Origin of the sequence: Desulfocurvibacter africanus subsp. africanus DSM 2603 (assembly GCF_000422545.1) — a bacterium.
Taxonomy (GTDB): domain Bacteria; phylum Desulfobacterota; class Desulfovibrionia; order Desulfovibrionales; family Desulfovibrionaceae; genus Desulfocurvibacter; species Desulfocurvibacter africanus.
In genome coordinates this window covers 123,440-139,336 of sequence record NZ_AULZ01000010.1, presented here as the reverse complement: position 1 = coordinate 139,336, position 15,897 = coordinate 123,440, and the positions used below count along the sequence as shown (strand labels likewise).

12 protein-coding genes are annotated in these 15,897 nt (G+C 63.0%); 2 read left to right on the top strand and 10 right to left on the bottom strand.

Annotated elements, in window-relative coordinates; translation table 11 throughout:
• Window positions 1-36: 36 nt before the first annotated feature.
• Together H585_RS0108080 and H585_RS0108075 are read right to left on the bottom strand one after the other, a co-directional pair.
• On the bottom strand, window positions 37-2,145 hold the full coding sequence (locus tag H585_RS0108080; protein ID WP_027367453.1) for a ribonuclease catalytic domain-containing protein: 2,109 nt from the start codon (window positions 2,143-2,145) through the stop codon (window positions 37-39).
• A gap of 406 nt (window positions 2,146-2,551) precedes the next feature.
• Entirely contained in the window at window positions 2,552-3,826 is a 1,275-nt protein-coding gene (locus H585_RS0108075; RefSeq protein ID WP_027367452.1) for an IMP cyclohydrolase, read from the bottom strand.
• Window positions 3,827-4,001: 175 nt separating this feature from the next.
• Between H585_RS0108075 and H585_RS0108070 the strand changes: the two genes are divergently transcribed.
• Entirely contained in the window at window positions 4,002-4,421 is a 420-nt protein-coding gene (locus H585_RS0108070) for a hypothetical protein (protein ID WP_014259943.1), read from the top strand.
• On the opposite strand, the gene H585_RS0108065 is transcribed toward H585_RS0108070, so the two are convergent.
• Window positions 4,341-5,798, bottom strand: coding sequence for an MltF family protein (locus H585_RS0108065; RefSeq protein WP_027367451.1), 1,458 nt, complete (start codon window positions 5,796-5,798; stop codon window positions 4,341-4,343). The genes H585_RS0108070 and H585_RS0108065 overlap by 81 nt on opposite strands.
• Before the next feature lie 131 nt (window positions 5,799-5,929).
• Between H585_RS0108065 and H585_RS0108060 the strand changes: the two genes are divergently transcribed.
• Window positions 5,930-7,204 carry an adenylosuccinate synthase gene (locus tag H585_RS0108060; protein WP_014259945.1) on the top strand — a complete coding sequence of 425 codons (1,275 nt, stop codon included), beginning with the start codon at window positions 5,930-5,932 and terminating at the stop codon, window positions 7,202-7,204.
• Between the two features lie 147 nt (window positions 7,205-7,351).
• Here H585_RS0108060 and H585_RS0108055 read toward each other — a convergent pair whose 3' ends face one another.
• From H585_RS0108055 to H585_RS0108020, 7 genes are read right to left on the bottom strand one after another with little or no spacing between them, the layout of a single operon-like run.
• Window positions 7,352-7,534 carry a ferredoxin gene (locus H585_RS0108055; protein WP_027367450.1) on the bottom strand — a complete coding sequence of 61 codons (183 nt, stop codon included), beginning with the start codon at window positions 7,532-7,534 and terminating at the stop codon, window positions 7,352-7,354.
• Window positions 7,535-7,561: 27 nt separating this feature from the next.
• The gene (locus tag H585_RS22445; RefSeq protein WP_081678618.1) at window positions 7,562-8,881 is read right to left on the bottom strand and encodes a (Fe-S)-binding protein; all 1,320 of its coding nucleotides are present in this window, start codon (window positions 8,879-8,881) and stop codon (window positions 7,562-7,564) included.
• A gap of 11 nt (window positions 8,882-8,892) precedes the next feature.
• Window positions 8,893-9,822: a universal stress protein gene (locus H585_RS0108040; RefSeq protein WP_027367447.1), complete on the bottom strand. Its 930-nt coding sequence runs from the start codon at window positions 9,820-9,822 to the stop codon at window positions 8,893-8,895.
• Between the two features lie 4 nt (window positions 9,823-9,826).
• Window positions 9,827-10,720 (bottom strand): CoB--CoM heterodisulfide reductase iron-sulfur subunit B family protein, encoded by an 894-nt coding sequence (locus H585_RS0108035; protein ID WP_027367446.1) that lies wholly within the window; start codon window positions 10,718-10,720, stop codon window positions 9,827-9,829.
• Entirely contained in the window at window positions 10,717-11,271 is a 555-nt protein-coding gene (locus H585_RS21105) for a 4Fe-4S dicluster domain-containing protein (RefSeq protein WP_034627465.1), read from the bottom strand. The genes H585_RS0108035 and H585_RS21105 overlap by 4 nt, the downstream gene beginning before the upstream one ends.
• A gap of 14 nt (window positions 11,272-11,285) precedes the next feature.
• Window positions 11,286-14,717, bottom strand: coding sequence for an FAD-dependent oxidoreductase (locus H585_RS0108025; protein WP_027367445.1), 3,432 nt, complete (start codon window positions 14,715-14,717; stop codon window positions 11,286-11,288).
• Between the two features lie 18 nt (window positions 14,718-14,735).
• Window positions 14,736-15,896: a 4Fe-4S binding protein gene (locus tag H585_RS0108020; RefSeq protein ID WP_027367444.1), complete on the bottom strand. Its 1,161-nt coding sequence runs from the start codon at window positions 15,894-15,896 to the stop codon at window positions 14,736-14,738.
• Between the last annotated feature and the right edge of the window lies 1 nt (window position 15,897).

The window sequence follows — 15,897 nt, the reverse complement described above, 5'->3', positions numbered from 1 at the left end:
GGGCAGACTCCTTTGGCGCGCCGGGCAGGGGAGAGCTTAGACATCCGCCTCCTCCTCGTGGGCCTCGGCCACGCGAATTTCGTTGCATAGGGGGTCGATCTTGCCGAAACGGAGCGCGAAGCGCTGACCGGGGTACAGCTTTTCGCCGAGCATGTCGCGCGGGGCGCGCACGAAAATCTGGGCGTCGGGCAAGGCCAGGGTCACCAGTCCACCGCACTCGTCCACAGCCACGCCGGTCCAGGTGGAAGCCTTGCGGTTCTGCAGCAGGTGCAACATCTTCCAGTAACGGGGGCGGAATCGCTGCACCTTGCCCACGGCCTCCAATCGTGCGCTTACGGACGGCTGCATGGATTCCAATTCGTCGCGGCTGAACATGGGCTGGCCCGTGGTCAGGACGCGTTGGATCTGGGCCACGTTGATCAGGTCCGTGATGCGCCGTAGCGGCGAGGTCACGGGGCAGTAGGCAGGCACTCCCAGGCCTTTGTGGGGCTTGGGCTGTATTTCCAACAATGTGGGGCCGAAGTGCTTGACCACGCGGTACACGTCCTCGGGCTCGGTCCACACTCCGGCGGCGTCCTTGGGCAGCACGGCGTCCTGGGTGCGGAAGTAGAGCGGCACGCCCTGCTCCATGGCCCAGCGGGCGCAGAGTTCGTTGGCCACGATCATGAGCTCGCTGACCAGCAGCTGCGCCGCGGGCGTGGGCTTCTTGACCTCCAGGCGCACCTGGGGAGTGTCGCCGTCGTCGAGCACGATCTCCGGCTCCTGGCGCTCGATGATGACTGCTCCGTTGCGTATGCGTCGCTCGCGCAGCCGCGAGGCCAGATCGCGTGAAGCGGCCCAATCCAGCCTGTCCAGGCCGGTGCTCGTGTCGACAGCCATGTCGGCGCAGCTTGCCGAGTCCGCGGACAGACGCTCCTCGGCCTGATAATAGGTGATGTTGGCGGCCACCGTGATTCGACCGAAGCTCAGGCCGGTCAACGTCGGCTCTCCGCCTGCGTCCACGCGCAAATCGAGGATCAGCGCTGGCCGGGGCTCGCCCTGGCGCAGGCTGTAAATGTCGTCGGCCAACTCGCGCGGAAGCATGTGGCTCGTGCCCTCGGGCAGGTACAGGCTTGTGGCGCGGTCCAGGACCGCGCGGCCCAACGGGCTCGAGAAATCCCAGTGCACGGCCGGGCAGGCAAAGGCCACGGAGACCCGGATAGCCTCACCGTCGCATTCGGCCACAAAGGCATCGTCGATATCAGTGGTGGTGGCTGCGTCGATGGATACGAAGGGGCGCGGATCGATTGCGGCATCCAGCTCGTCGCGTCGGCGACGCAGCTGCGCGACCTCGTCGGCGTAGGGCTCGGCCCAGGACTCGCCCGTCACATAGCCGGCGCGGTCCAGCAGATAGTTGTAGTGGGGCGGCACGATGCCCCAGCGCTCGGCCAGCAGCAGAGCCAGGTAAGGATGCTCGGGCAGCCCGCGACGTAGCTCGCGCCACAGCAGGTCGGGCTCCTTGTCATCGGGGTCGGCTATGCGGGCCTTGAGCATGGCGGCCAGCAAGGGCGCGGTCTCGGCGTCCGGCTTGGCTCGCAATTTGTCAATATCCACGGGGCCGTTGCCCGACTGCCAGAGTTCCTTGAGAAAGGCCTGTCCAGCGCCGACGAGCTTCTCCCGGATACGGGTTTCCTCCTGCTCGACCAGGCGGGATTCCACGGTCTCGGCCGAGTAGGGGATGAACTCCGGGGGGTGGAACTTGAAGTGGGTCTTGCAGTCCAGGAGCACGCGACCCATGGCCGCCACCTGATCCGGGTCCGGGTCGGCCCAGAGCAGCTCGGCGAACCATTCGGCCTTGGCCTGCTCCACCTCGCCCTGGGCCATGGACCACAACTCCAGGACATCGATGTCGGCCGCGAGTTCGCGGCGCTTGGCCACATGGCTGTCCAGCAGGCGTTCGGTATCGGCTCGGCTCAAGTTCGCGGGGTAGGCCGGACCGGACCAGGGCAACAGGCGTGAAGCCGGAAGCTTGGCCTCACGGCGGTTTTGGGTCAGCACGCGCAGCCGTCCCGACTGCTCCTCGACCACGTAGGCGAGCTGCGGCTGGTTGCCCTGCATGAATTCGACGACGCATCCGGGTCCCGGATAGCGAACAAGCCTGGCCATGTCACTCCTATGGCGTTTGCCGCCAGCAAGGCGCTGGCCAGCCAAAATATACGGTAAAACCTGCCCAGGGAAAACTAGTCTTCCCGGCGGGACGTTATCCTTTCCGGCTTTTATCCCACCAGGGAGCGCTGCACCCCGGCGTCAGATCCCGAATCGGCCGGAGAAGCCGGCTACTCCGGGCGGATCGACAAAGCCGCCGACGCACATCGGGACCCGGGGAGCCGCTTGTCGGTTGGGCTCCGGTCTCCGGCGGATACTCCCGCCTTTCGTCCAGCTGGTCTTGAGCAGATTGCCTTTAAGACGCCCGCTCCAGCGTTAACGGCGCAAGTGAATTGCGCCTACGCCGAAGTTAGCGGTAAGCCATGCCGACGCATGGCTTACAGAGCATTTTCAAAAGCAAAAAGCTCTAATGCTTGAACGAGCGCTGGCCCGTGAAGACCATGGCCACCTGGGGCTTGGCCTGGTTCACGGCCTCGATGACTTCATGGTCGCGGATGGAGCCCCCGGGCTGCGCAATGGCCGTGATGCCCTGCGCCAGGGCCACATCCACGCCGTCGCGGAAGGGGAAGAATCCGTCGGATACGAGCACGCTGCCGGCCAACCCTCCCCGGGCCTCCGCCGTGCGGCGCTCGATATCGGAGAGGATCTTGGCCGACTCTTCATCCTGCTGGGCCTTTTCCTTGAGCTGGTACAGCGATAAGCCCTGTTCCCTGAAGGCCAGCAGGTCCGCATACTTGGTGTAGGACTTGTGGATGGTCAGCTCCACGCAGCCTACGCGGTCCTGCTCGCCGGTGCCGATGGCCACGGTAGCGCCGTTGCGGGCGAAGATGACCGAATTCGAGGTTACGCCCGCCTCCACGGCCCAGGCGAATATCAGGTCCTCGGCTTCTTGGGCCGAGGGCGTGCGCGCCAGGAACGTGGAGCCGTCCTTGTCGGCCCGGGCAGGCAGGAAGTCGCCGGGTTTGAGGATGCGATTGCGGAAGGAGAGCTGAACTACGATGCCGCCGTCCATGAGCGACTTGAGATCCAGGAAAGGCTCGCCCACCAGCTTCGGCAACTGCGCGATGCCGGGTATCTTAAGGATGCGCAGGCTCTTCTTGCGTTTGAGGGTCTCCAGGGCCGCGGGCGCATAGTCCGGCGCGGCCACGACCTCGAAGTAGGCCGAGTCGATGATCTTGGCCGTGGCCTCGTCCAAGGCCCGGTTGACCACCACCGCGCCGCCGAAAGCCGCGATGCGGTCGGATTCGAAGGCGCGCGTGAGCGCCGTGGCCAGGCCTTCCTCGGTCCAGGCCGCGCCGCAGGGATTATTGTGCTTGAGGATCACGGCCGCGGGCTTGGCCGTCAGGTACTGGAGAATGTTAAGGCCATTGTCCACGTCGGTCAGGTTGGTCTTGCCCGGGTGCTTGCCGGCCTGGAGCATGTGCTCCTCGGTGAGCGCGGACACAAGACCTTGGCCGGGTCCCCGAAAGCTTACGCCGCCGAGCGTGAGCCCGCCGTCGGCCAATTCATATAGCGCCGCAGGCTGATCCGGGTTTTCGCCGTAGCGCAGGCCCTTGCGCTCGCCGCCGATGGTCCAGGTGCGCTTGCGGAAGACGAGTTCCTGGTCGCCCAGGCGGATTGTGAGATCTTCCGGAAAGGGATCCTCGCTCATGGCGCGGTACATGGATTTCAAGTCGCTCATGCTGCGGTCCTCACGACATGGAAAAGTGGTGCACGGAACCGGGACGCGGCCGCCTGTGGGTCCCGCTGAAACGAGGTACATAGCAGGAAGCGCGGCGCTGGGCAAATTGACCATTGGCCGCAGGTCCGCATTCTGATATGTTGCGGACTTGCAATAGCAGTGGAGGATGATCTACGTGGAAAAGGCCCTGATTAAGATAGCCAGGCAGCTGCGCAGCCTGGATGAAGCCTCGCTCATGAGTCTCTGGGAACGTTACGCGGATGTAGTGCGCAGCTTCGAACCCAGCGAACGCTGGGAAGAGGCCGTGCTTGTACTGTCTTTCATCCAGAACGTGCGTATGAAGAATCAGCTTTTCAACCATCACTGGGCAGGCGGCTACCGACCGCAAGAGCCCTTGAAAGCCAAAACGGCTGAACTGACCACCTCGGAGGCGGAACTGCCGCAGCCGGGGCGGGGAATTCCCCGCGCGGCCCAAGCGCGCGGCGGCAGCGCGGCCAGAAACGCCGGGCGCGACTCAGACATCGGGCCAGCCCGAAGGAGTGGCGTCGACAAAGGGGGCAAGTTGATCCGCTTCCGGACCCGGGACGAGGGTTAGGGAATAGAGCACGTAGTAGAAGTAGCGGATGCTGTCCACGTAGGCCTCGGCCTCGAATCCTCGCGTATATCCGTATGTCGCTTCTTTATAGTATTTCTTCTTGGTCAGCAGCTTGAAGGCTTTCTTTACGTCACGCCAGTGGTCCGGGGCGAGCCCCTGCTTGCGGGCCAGCTTCATGGCGTCCTCAAGGTGGCCGAAGCCCTGGTTGTAGGCGGCAAAGGTCAAAAACCAGCGCTCCCAGGGATCCTGAATGAGCGGATTGAGCCGGTCGTTGAGCCTGCGCAAGTAGCTGCTGCCGCCTTGGATGGACTGCAAAGGGTCCAGGCGATTGGTCACGCCCAGCATGCGGGCCGTGTCCATGTTGAGCTGCATGAGCCCGCGTACGCCCGTATGGCTGCGGGCGCGAGAGCGGAAACGGGACTCCTGGTAGATGACGGCCGCCAGGAGCAGCGGATCGATGCGCTCGCGCTTGGCAGCCTCCAGGATGGTTTTTTTGTAGCGAGGAAGCACCGTGCGCACCACGCGGCGGATGTACCCGATCTCGTAGGCGCTCGTGTCCTGAGGAAAGAATCCCCAGTAGCGGCTTTCCAGCCGAGACAGATCGTGGGCCAGGCTGTCTCCGGAGAGATACTGCATCAGCGCCTCGGCAAGCCATTCGCGTCTGGAGGAGATATACCAGCGGGTCTGGATGGCCGTGGACAGGACCTTTGAAGGCTGAAGCTGGGGAAAGAGCGGTTGCCAGAGGCGGAAAGAGGCCTCGTCCACCACGCCCAGGCGGGCGCCGCCCTCGACCAGGGCTTCGAACATGGGCAGCAGGGAGACGCTATCCATCGGGCTTCCCTGTGTCTGTTCGCCGTCATCCTGGCATAGTCCCTTCAATACTGCCTCAATGGCGGGCGAGTGTTGGTAGAAGAAGGGCGTGTCGCAGGGAGAGAAGGGTGCCTTGGGGCCGAAATTGTCGCGGTTGTGCAGGATGAAGGCTTGGCTTTCCGCCAGCACTGGCCCTTCGATGATGCCTGCCGAGGCGAGGTTCTCGGGCGGAAATGCGCCGTGCCCCAGCAGCAGGTCGGCCCGACCCTGCCGGAGCAATCGCCAGCCTTCTTCCCAATTGCTGATGGGCAACCAGCGGGCTTCGATGCCTTGCTCGGCGCAGAATTTTTCGAGAAGGTCACGCTGAGGGCCGGAGCCGTAAGGGCTCAGCCGTCCCTGGAATATCTCCATGTCCGGTGCGGCCACGCGCAGCACGGTGCCGGGGAAGTACACGTCGCGGTAAAGCAGAAGCCAAACCAAAGCGGCAAGGCTCAAGGACAGGGCCGCCAGGATGAGCAGCTCGCGCCGACGGGACAGAAGAAAGAAGTGTAGATGGTATGATTTCATGAATTAGCCAACGGAAAACTGGTCATGCGCATTGACAGAGGCGGGAAGAGTCCTTTACGCATGAGCGCTATTTTCCGCAAGCAGATCGGTCTCCGTCCATGCCGCGGATATGCTGATGCAAGGAGTAGGAAATGTCAAATATCGTGATAATCGGCGCCCAATGGGGCGATGAGGGCAAGGGCAAGGTCGTGGACCTGCTGACGCACGAGGTTGATGCCATCGTGCGTTTCCAGGGCGGCAACAACGCCGGCCATACCTTGGTGGTTAAGGACCGCAAGCTCGTGCTGCACCTCATTCCCTCGGGCATCCTCCACTCCGGCAAGATATGCCTCATCGGCAACGGCGTGGTCCTGGACCCCGAGGTCTTCTGCAACGAGTTGGACACGCTGGCCAAGCAAGGCGTGGACGTCGCTCCATACAGACTCAAGGTCAGCCGCAAGACGCATGTCATAATGCCCTACCACAAGCTGCTCGACTCGGCCCGCGAAGCGGCCAAGAAGGACGGCAAGATCGGCACCACTGGTCGCGGCATCGGTCCGTGTTACGAGGACAAGGCCGCGCGCACCGGCATCCGTGCCGCTGATCTGACCGACCCGCAATTGCTGCGGCGCAAGATCGAGGCCGCCCTGGTCGAGAAGAACGCCTTGTTCTCTCTGTACGGCGCGCAGCCCATGGACGCCGATGAAGTCTTCGAACAGGTGCGACCCTATGCCGAACGCGTGGCCGGTTATCTGGCCGACGTTTCCAGCGAGATCCAGCAGCGCCTGGAGTCCGGCAAGGGCGTGCTGTTCGAGGGTGCCCAGGGCACGCACCTGGATATCGACCACGGCACCTATCCGTTCGTGACTTCGTCCATCTGCGTGGCTGGCAACGCCTCGGCCGGATCGGGCTGTTCGCCGCGCGTCCTGGACCGCATCGTGGCCATCGTCAAGGCCTACACCACGCGCGTGGGTTCCGGTCCGTTTCCCACGGAATTGAACGACGAGACCGGTGAATTCCTGCAGTCGCGCGGCCATGAATTCGGAGCCACCACCGGCCGCAAGCGCCGTTGCGGCTGGCTGGATATCTGCATCCTGCGCGAGTCCGCGCGCCTTAACGGCCCCACGGACATCTGCGTGACCAAGCTCGACGTGCTCGATGGACTTAAGACCCTCAAGCTGTGCGTCAAGTACCGCTACCAGGGCAATGAGTACGCCTACCCGCCCCAGGCCGAGAACGCCCTGGCCGAAGTCGAGCCCATCTACGAAGTGATGCCAGGCTGGGATGAGGACACCTCGGCCGTACGCGCATGGGAAGAGTTGCCCGAGAATGCCCGGCGCTACCTCCTGCGCATGGAAGAACTGCTCGGCGTGCCCGTGACCATGATTTCCGTCGGCCCGGACCGCGACCAGATCATTCGCCGGTAGAAAAAGAGCAATAAGCCAAAGCTGATCGGGGAGGGCGGCGCCCTCCCCGCCCTCAACTCGCCAAGGGGTGCGACCCCTTGGCGAGTTGTTTGTATTCCCCATCCACAAATCTAGAAAGAAAGCGGCTTTGAGTCCCCACCTTTCTGTTTAGGCTCGCGAGATGGCCCCACTCGGGCAGTTCTCTATTGCTTCATCCACGCACTCAGCCGTGGAATCAGGAGCCAAGACCATGGCCTTGTCCCCCGCCTCGTTGAGAGCGAAGACATCCGGGCACAGTTCCACACAGCTTTCGCAACCTACGCACTCTTCCTCGTTGATCATGATGGCCATATACACTCCTTGCTGAGTTTTGGGGGTTCAAAGACCGACCTCTTGCAGGTCATCACCCAGATACGCCCGCTCATTCTCTCCAAGCATGCCCATGGAGAGACAGATGAGCGTCCACAAGTGTACCACAGGAAAATGACCTTGGAAATATTCCGACAGATCATGTATCTGTGAATGACAGTTGTGGCAGGGTGCGATGCAGTATTTTGCGCCCGTGGCCATGATCTGGTCGAACTTGCGCTTGCCGTAGACGCGCCGCGCCTCTGTGTAGCCGGACTGCAGGAAGCCGCCTCCGCCGCCGCAGCAGTAGTTGTTCGAACGGTTCGGGACCATGTCGATGAAGTTCTCCTCTCCGACCACGGACTTGACCACGAAGCGCAGATCCTCGGCCACGGGGTCGCCGAAACTCTTGCGCACGAGCTGGCAAGGGTCCTGGACCGTAAAGGTCACCTTGAGGTCCCGGTTCCACTCGGAACTCACGGGCAGCTTGCCCTCGCGGATCCAGCGCGCGTAGAGCCGGATGACGCTCTCAATCTCGAACTTGGGCGTGATGTTGAATTTTCGCAGTCCAGACCGGACCGCAAACAACTCGTGCCCTCATTCGGTGTTGAGCCAGTACTTGCAGCCCAGGTCCTCCACCGCCTTGACCTTGTTGCGCACCACCGTTTCCCATGCCTCGTCGTCGGCCAGGAACATGCAGTAGTTCTCCGCGGCCCAGCCCACGTCCGAATAGGTCCAATCCGCGCCCACCGTGTGCAGGATCTTCCAAAGCGGCACCATCTCGTCGGGCTCGGTGGCGGGTTCGCGCGAATTCTGATTGAGGAAGTACATCGCGCCCTGCTTGTTCACGGGAGCCACCAAGTTTCCCAGACCCACCTGGTTCTCGCGGACTTCCTCCAGGATATCGTTGATGACGAAGGCGAAGTCGTCGGGCCGTACGCCCATGGCGCTGTTGGTGGGCGTGCCCAGGGCCACGTCGCACGATCCGCGGATGCCCTTGGGGCGTTTTTCGCGCGGCCACGTCTGCCTTGCCTTGTAGACAAGCTGGGGAATGTCCACCTTCATGGGGCAGGCGTAGACACAGCGCTGGCACATGGTGCAGTGCCAGACCCAGGGCGTGGACGTGACCTCCTCGTCCACGCCCATGGCGGCGAGCCGCAGGAACTTGCGGGGGTCCATGCCCTCTATGCCCGTGGCCGGGCAGCCTGCCGAGCAGAGTCCGCAGGTCAGGCACATGTCGAGATTGCCGCCCTCCGGCAGAAGCTCACGCACCGTATCCAGAAAGGTGGACCGCCCGGCCACCGGGAGCACTATTGGAGAGACTGGCTGTAGACTTTCGGTCGCTTGCATGCGCTCTCCTCCTAGACTGTAGTCTCGCCCTTGCTTGAAACAGACGTCACGGAGCCGGACTGGTCGTACATCATGCCGCAGCGCAGGTCGAAGTGCCGGTTCACGCTCATGGTCGGGCAGGCCGAATTGAGTGCAACCTGGACGACGGCCGAACCCAGGAAGGCCTCCTCGGGGTCCTCCTCCTTGGAGTGGTGGGCCATGAGAATGAGGTCGACATCGCGCATGCGGGCGAACTTGAGAATCTCCATGGCCGGCTTTCCTTCGAGGCATTCGTAGCAGACGTTATTGATTCCTCTGAGCGCGGACTCGCAGGAGCACTGCAGACGATCCTTGGCCTCCGCAAGTTTGGTGTCCGGGGTCCCATGGGTATCTTCGAGCACATGGAGCACCGTGAGCCCGGCGTTGTAGTGGCGACAGAGCTGCCCGCCGTAGGCCACCGCGCACTCAGACTGCTTGGAGAAGTCGCTGGTGGCGAGAAGCCTTGTAATGCGCTGCTCGCCATAGGGCGCCTCTCGGGTCACAATCATGACCGGGCAACGGGCGCGCTGACTGACCCGCTCGAGGGTCGAACCGGCCATGCCCCACATCTTTGAGCGCTTCTCCTTGTGCTCCCTGGTGTGCGGGCCCATTATGATGAGGTCTGCATTCGCCTGGCGCGCGATGCGCAGGATTTCGTTATGCGGGATGCCCGCCACGACCTTGATGTCGTAGTTCGGCATGCCCTTGAGCTTCTCGGAATAGAATTCCTCGATGTTCTTTTGGATGCGCGCTGTTTCGCCGCTCGGCTCGAGCCATTCCATCTGGCCCCAGCCTTGCTCCATGCCCGTGACATGGACGATGGTCAGGTTGCTCTCGAAACGCTGGGCGAAGCCGAAAGCCTTGTCAGCGGCGTGCTCACAGACCTCGGAAGGTGTTACTGCCAAAACGATGTCCTTGAACATGACATTACCTCCCTTCGGGACGGTTGTTAAAATTCTCCGCATGGATCCCAGGCGTCATGGATTCGAGAAATGTCGAGGGAATCGACAAGTTTTCGTCCAGGCGCATGAAATCAGACGAAAAGCCGTAGGCTATGCCCATGAGTTGAGGCAGATAGAGAACCGGTATTCGCAGGCCAAGGGTACCCTGATAGAGTTCGAGGTTCATCTGGCACATGGGGCAGACGGTCACGATGCAGTCCGCGCCCTGGGCCGCCTCCAGGATCGACCTGACCGCCTCCAGACCCACCGCGCGATGGTTGGCCAGCAGGGATGCGCCACAGCAACGGCTGGAATGTCCCCATGGATGCACGTTTACGCCCATGGTCTTGAGGATCTTCGCCAGAACCTGGGGGCGTTCAGGGTCGTCGAAGACACGGTAGGGCCGCAGAACCTGGCAACCCGTGTAAGGGGCTACGGTCAGGTTGGAGAGGTCCCGCTGCACATGGGCGCCAAGGCGTTCGTAGCCGATATCGTTTTCCAGAACATCAAGCAGATGTCGCACGGAGACAGAGCCGGAGTAGACCAGATCCTCGACCGAGAGGATCTTATTCACCGACTGCATAAGCTCGCGGTCCTTCGGCAGTTCCTCCTGGACGCGCCGCAGGTTGAGGTAGCAGGCGCTGCACGGCGCAAGGACGTCGATTCCGGGCAGGGCTTTCTCGGCAATGGCCAGGTTCCTGGCTGCGAGCGACAAGGCCAGTTCCCGGCTGACCGATTCCACGGCAGTGGCCCCGCAGCAGCCCCAATCCGGAATATCCCTCAATTTTCCATCGAGGAGTTCCATCACGACCTTTGTTGAGAAGTCGTATTCCTTGGCGCTTTCCATCAAGGAACAACCGGGAAAATATGCGTACTTCATGTCCGACCTTCCTTGGGCATGGCCGCATCGACCACTCTCTTGAGCATCCCCTTGTGGCTGGCGTCAGGCACATGCAGCTTCCCCTTGCGCAGCAGACGCAAGCCGGCGGCGGTGAACGACAAGGGAAGCCGGGGATCACGGCTTTTGGCGAAATAACGGGCCATGAGCGCTGATTCCTGGACCCTGCCATAGATGCGTATGTGCTCCACAAAGGCCTGGTAAAAGGCGGCCCGGGAACGGGTCTGAGGAAGCCGCTCCCAGGCCAGGCGCTTGAGTGCGTGCATGGCCTCGGTAAGTGGCAGCCCTCTGGGACAGCGCACCGTGCAGGTGTAGCAGCTCGAACACAGATAGATGGTCTTGCTGCCGAGCACCTCCTGCTCCTGTCCGAGGAGGAGCAGACGCCATAGCTGCCGTGGAGTGTAGTCCATGGCAAAGGCGTTGGGGCAGGATGCGCTGCATGTGCCGCACTGCATGCAGCCCATGACCATCTCGCGCACCTTCGCCAAGGCTGGCGCTTCACGAATGGACAACGTTTCGGTTGATGCGTGCATGCTTTCCTCCTCCGTCAACTCGAGAATTCGAGCGCCGCGTCGATGACGCCGAGAACCTGTTTGTCGGAATACCCCCTCAGCAGGCTGGCGCTGTTGGGGCATACGGCGGCGCAGGCCCCGCAGCCCTGGCACAGCAGCTCGTCGACAACCACGCGCTGGTGGTCCGTGTCCATGCTTCGGGCGCCGTAGGGGCAGACATCGATGCAGCGCCCGCACAACGAGCAGTAGGTGTGGCGCACCTCGGCGACCATGCCGCCCGTGACGACCCGCTGCTCCGAGAGCACCCGCAGGGACCGCTGGGCCGCCGCCTTGGCCGAAACAATGGTTTCTTCCATGCTGCCCGGAGCGCGCGCGATGCCGCACATGAACACCCCATGCTTCATGAAATCGACCGGGCGCCATTTGGTATCGGCCTCCTGGAAGAACCCGTGCTCGTCTCGCGGCACGCCGAAGACTTCAGCCAACTCATCGGTTTCGCCCGGCTCGATGCCGCTGGCCAGCGACAGGATGTCCGCGCGCACCTGGATTTCACGGCCAAGCATCGGGTCCATGGCGCTTATCACGGGCTTGCCGTCCTGGAAGGAAACCTTGGGTTTGGCCTCGGGATCGTAGCGGATGAACATGGCCCCGGCCTTGCGGGCCTGGGTGAACAGTGCTTCGCTGAAGCCGTAGGTCATCACATCGCGGTAGAAGACGTAGATGGGCAGCCTCGGGTTCCTGCGCTTGAGTTCCAGGATGTTCTTCATGGCCAGTTGGCAGCAGACCCGGCTGCAATACTCGTGTTCCTCCTCCCGCGAGCGCCAGCATTGGATCATGGCCACGCAGCCGAGGTCCGTTACGTCAAGGGTGCCGTCCGCCAGGCGCTGCTCCAGCTCCTGGTGGGTCACGACGCTCTTGTGGACCCTGAATCCCCACTCGTAGACCTTGGATTCTTGGCCTCCGGTCGCCAGCACCGTCGCCCCGTGCAGCAGGTTCATGGCGCCCTTCGGGGTCGAGATGACGGACATGAAGTGGCCGGCCCGGCCCACGGACAGCGAGACCCGCGAATCGGTGAAGACCTTGACCTTCGGATGCTTCTCGACCTGCTCCACGAGCTCGGAGAGGAACTTGGCCGCGTCCGTACCCTCGGGACCGACGCGCACGTTCTTGACCATGCCGCCGAGTTTATTGCTCTCTTCCACCAGGCTCACGGAATAGCCGTGGTCGGCGATACCCAGGGCAGCCGTCATGCCGGCGAGCCCGCCGCCCACGACAAGGGCGGCCTGGTGCACCGGCTGTGTTCTGGTTTTTGGGGCCGGCTCGGCCCCGGCGAGCTTAGTCACCGCCATGCGCAGCGTGGTGCGTATGTCGGCGAGCGCATGTTCCGACCGTGTTCCCGCCAGAGGCGAGTAGATGTCCACCACGTCCATGAGCGCGGGATCCAGGTGAAGCTCCCGACCCAGCTCGTGGAGCTTGGGAATGTACGCATAGGGCATGCACGCGCCTATAAGCACACGGTTTGGCCGCGAATTGCGGGCATGCTCCATGATCTGCTGCCAGCCTGGGCCGGTGCAGGCCCTGTGGATGGTGATGACGTTCTGCACTCCGGGCCACGACGACAACATGGCGGAGAGCTCCGAGAGGTTAGCGCTGCGGGGGAGAGTCGGACAGGAGGTGCACAGCGCCACGAGGATGCGGGACGGCTGACGGGAGACGTTCTCGTATTCGGGTTCAGGCTCGGAGTGCTGCTCCCGGATGGGGGCATACAGGTTGATGAGCCGCGAGGCGCCCAGCGCGGCCGCGCCGGACTGGATCATGCTCTCGGCGATGTCCTTGGGCCCGGCGAACGATCCGGCGGCAAAGACACCCAGCCGCGAGGTCCGGGACGGCTCGTAGGGCATGGTCTTGCAGAAGCCCCAAGTGTTGGTCTCGACTCCCGTGGCCTTGGCCAAGCGCGCCATGGACTCCGGCGGGCGGGCTCCAACCGCCAGGACGAGCAGATCGAAACGCTCCGTGCGCAGCTCGCCGGCCTGATCCAGATAATCGACCGACAGGCCCTTTTCAGGACCATTCGCCGGGATCACGGAGTGGATGCGGCTGCGGATGAAACGGATGCCGTTCCTTTCGGCGGCGTCGTTGCAGTAACGCTGATGGTCCTTGCCGAAGGTGCGCATGTCCATGAAGAAGATCGCCGCGTCGGCCGGCCCTTCCTGACTGTTCCGGGTCAGATCCTTGGTCAGGTTGGCCTCCTTGATGGAGACCATGCAGCACATGGAGGAGCAGAAATCCGCCTGCTTCTGCACGTCGCGCGAGCCGACGCACTGGAGCCAGGCGACCTTGCGCACCGGCCCGCCATCAGAACGCCTGATCAGCTTGCCGGCGTTGGGTCCGGTCCCGCTGATCCAGCGCTCGAATTCGAGGGAAGTCATCACGTCCGGGTAGCGCCCGTAGCCCAGCACGTCGCCGGTCGGAGAGGGTTCATAGCAGTCGAATCCCGCGGCGAGCACCACGGCGGCCACGTCGATCTCCAGAATTTCGTCCGATACAAGCCGCATGTAGAGTTTGTCGAACCAGGAAACGAAGGCCTTCGGTTCCACCGGCAGGCTCACGAAATCGTGAGCCCCGCCCCCCAACAGTGTCTCGACCTCGGCTGATCGTTCCGTACCGGCAACCAGCACGGGCATGCGCGGCCTGAGCTCCAGTAACCTGGCCAGGACGCGTTCCAGGGGCATGTCCTCGAGCCCCAGCCCCAGCACGACGAGCTTCACGCTTTCATCCGCCATGACACGATCCACGGCCTGCGCGCCGCTGGTCACCCGAGACACCGGGAACTCCTCGCTCTCCAAAATAGGCATGAGTTCTCCGGCGGCATGGCCGTCGGGCGCCACGACGAGCACCCCGAACTTCGGGCGTTCCTCGAACTTGAAGTCAACCGCGCCGGTGGGGCAGGCCTTGTGGCACTGCCAGCAGCGCTGGCAATTATCGAGATCCACCACATAGTGGTTGGGGATGGCCTGGGGAACAGGCAGATGGATGGCCGAGCGTTCGGTGAGTCCGGCGTTGAACTCGTCCTTCACCCGCACCGGGCAGACCTCGGCGCAGATGCCGCAGCCGATGCAGCGGCTCGGGTCCACGAACCCGGAGCGCTTGCGCGCCACGGCGTGGAACTCTCCGGGATCGCCTTCAAGCGATTCCAGCTCGGTGGAGAGCAGCAGGTCGATATTCCTGTGAAAAAGCCCCTTGCGCATGCAGAACTGCGAGGAGGTGTCCCGCTCGGTCAGGGGCAGCATCTTGCACATGCCGCAATGGTCGGTGGGGAACTGGTGGTCAAGCTGGGCCAGCAGTCCTCCGGTTGTCGGTCGCCTATCCATGAGCGCGACCTTGTGGCCGGTCTCGGCCAGGTCAAGGGCCGAACGGATGCCGCCGATTCCGGCCCCGACCACGAGGGCATCATAGGTCATCTTCATAGCGCGCTCCTTCGCTCCCTAATCCAGTCCGCCCGTGACCTCAGGAAATTCCCTATCCTTGAAGACAGCCAAGGGAGGCTTTTCGGCCGGTTCGGCCCCAGCTAGGTAGCCGAAGGCGGTCTGGGTCCGGTTCGCGGCCAGCCTGAATATCTCCATGACGGGTATGTCGTTGGGGCAGGCATTGGAGCACTGCCCGCACCCCACGCAGGCGGTGCTCATGTGCGCCATGCGGGTGAGGTGATAGAAAAGCGTGTCCGTGGGCATGCGCAACACGCCTTTCTGCTTGGCCCAGCCCAGGAACTGCCAGGGCTTGTGATCGAAGACGTCCGTGACGAAGACGCACTCCTTGCAGTAGCAGACCGGACAGGCCACCCGGCAGTTGTAGCAGTTGACGCAGCCGGCCAGGTATTCCGCCAGCTTGGCCGGGCTGTCGGTCCTAGCTTTCGTCTGCTCGAACATGGCGTCCCGGTAGGCCGTGCGTTTTTGGGTCAAACGCTTGATCTCCTGCTCGCGCCTGTCGCTTTGCGCCGCTTCGCTGACGCCGAGGCGGTTGAGGATGCCTTCGCCCCGGGGTGTGCCGGAGATGAGCTGAAGTTCCTCGCCCAGATCCATGCCGAAGAGACCGATGTGCAGATCGGCGGCCTGGGCCGTGGGGAACTCGCAGGCCATGCAGGCCCGGGCGAATCCCGGCAGGCCGTTGGTCCGCTCACCGATTTCGCCTGTCGCGGCCTTGCGCAGGAAATCGTCCGACTGCTCCGGCCGCATGTCGCCGCCGGTTTCGAGGTAGGCCCGATAGTTCTGGTTATCGAAGGCCCCATAGCAATCCACGCTCACGAGCAGGACATTGTCGAGGCTGCCCTGGTTGAGCTTAACGAGTTCGACGAAAGCCCTGATCTCGCATGGCCTGAGTACCGCGACCAGAGTCCCGTCTAGTTCTCCCCGGGTCAGGCGCGCGATTTGCCGCGCTCCGTTGAGCGGGAAGGAAGGCGCGATGGGATCGGCCGCCTCCAGTTGTCCCGCATCCGTGATAAGGGAGGGCATGACGATTCCTCTGGCCGGGAGATGACGCGGAACGAAGATTCCCGCGACCTCTTCATCCGCAAGGAATTTACCGAACAGGCCCTGTATGGTCTTGAGGGGACTGCCGCTGTCGATCCGAATGCTGGCTGTGGTGCCCATC

Bases quoted from the DNA above. Each gene is read 5' to 3' on its own strand.
- H585_RS0108065 (WP_027367451.1), bottom strand. From the start codon at position 5,798: ATGAAATCATACCATCTACACTTCTTTCTTCTGTCCCGTCGGCGCGAG.
- H585_RS0108040 (WP_027367447.1), bottom strand. From the start codon at position 9,822: ATGTTCAAGGACATCGTTTTGGCAGTAACACCTTCCGAGGTCTGTGAG.
- H585_RS0108055 (WP_027367450.1), bottom strand. From the start codon at position 7,534: ATGGCCATCATGATCAACGAGGAAGAGTGCGTAGGTTGCGAAAGCTGT.
- H585_RS0108075 (WP_027367452.1), bottom strand. From the start codon at position 3,826: ATGAGCGACTTGAAATCCATGTACCGCGCCATGAGCGAGGATCCCTTT.
- H585_RS21105 (WP_034627465.1), bottom strand. From the start codon at position 11,271: ATGCACGCATCAACCGAAACGTTGTCCATTCGTGAAGCGCCAGCCTTG.
- H585_RS0108080 (WP_027367453.1), bottom strand. From the start codon at position 2,145: ATGGCCAGGCTTGTTCGCTATCCGGGACCCGGATGCGTCGTCGAATTC.
- H585_RS0108020 (WP_027367444.1), bottom strand. From the start codon at position 15,896: ATGGGCACCACAGCCAGCATTCGGATCGACAGCGGCAGTCCCCTCAAG.
- H585_RS0108060 (WP_014259945.1), top strand. From the start codon at position 5,930: ATGTCAAATATCGTGATAATCGGCGCCCAATGGGGCGATGAGGGCAAG.
- H585_RS0108035 (WP_027367446.1), bottom strand. From the start codon at position 10,720: ATGAAGTACGCATATTTTCCCGGTTGTTCCTTGATGGAAAGCGCCAAG.
- H585_RS0108025 (WP_027367445.1), bottom strand. From the start codon at position 14,717: ATGAAGATGACCTATGATGCCCTCGTGGTCGGGGCCGGAATCGGCGGC.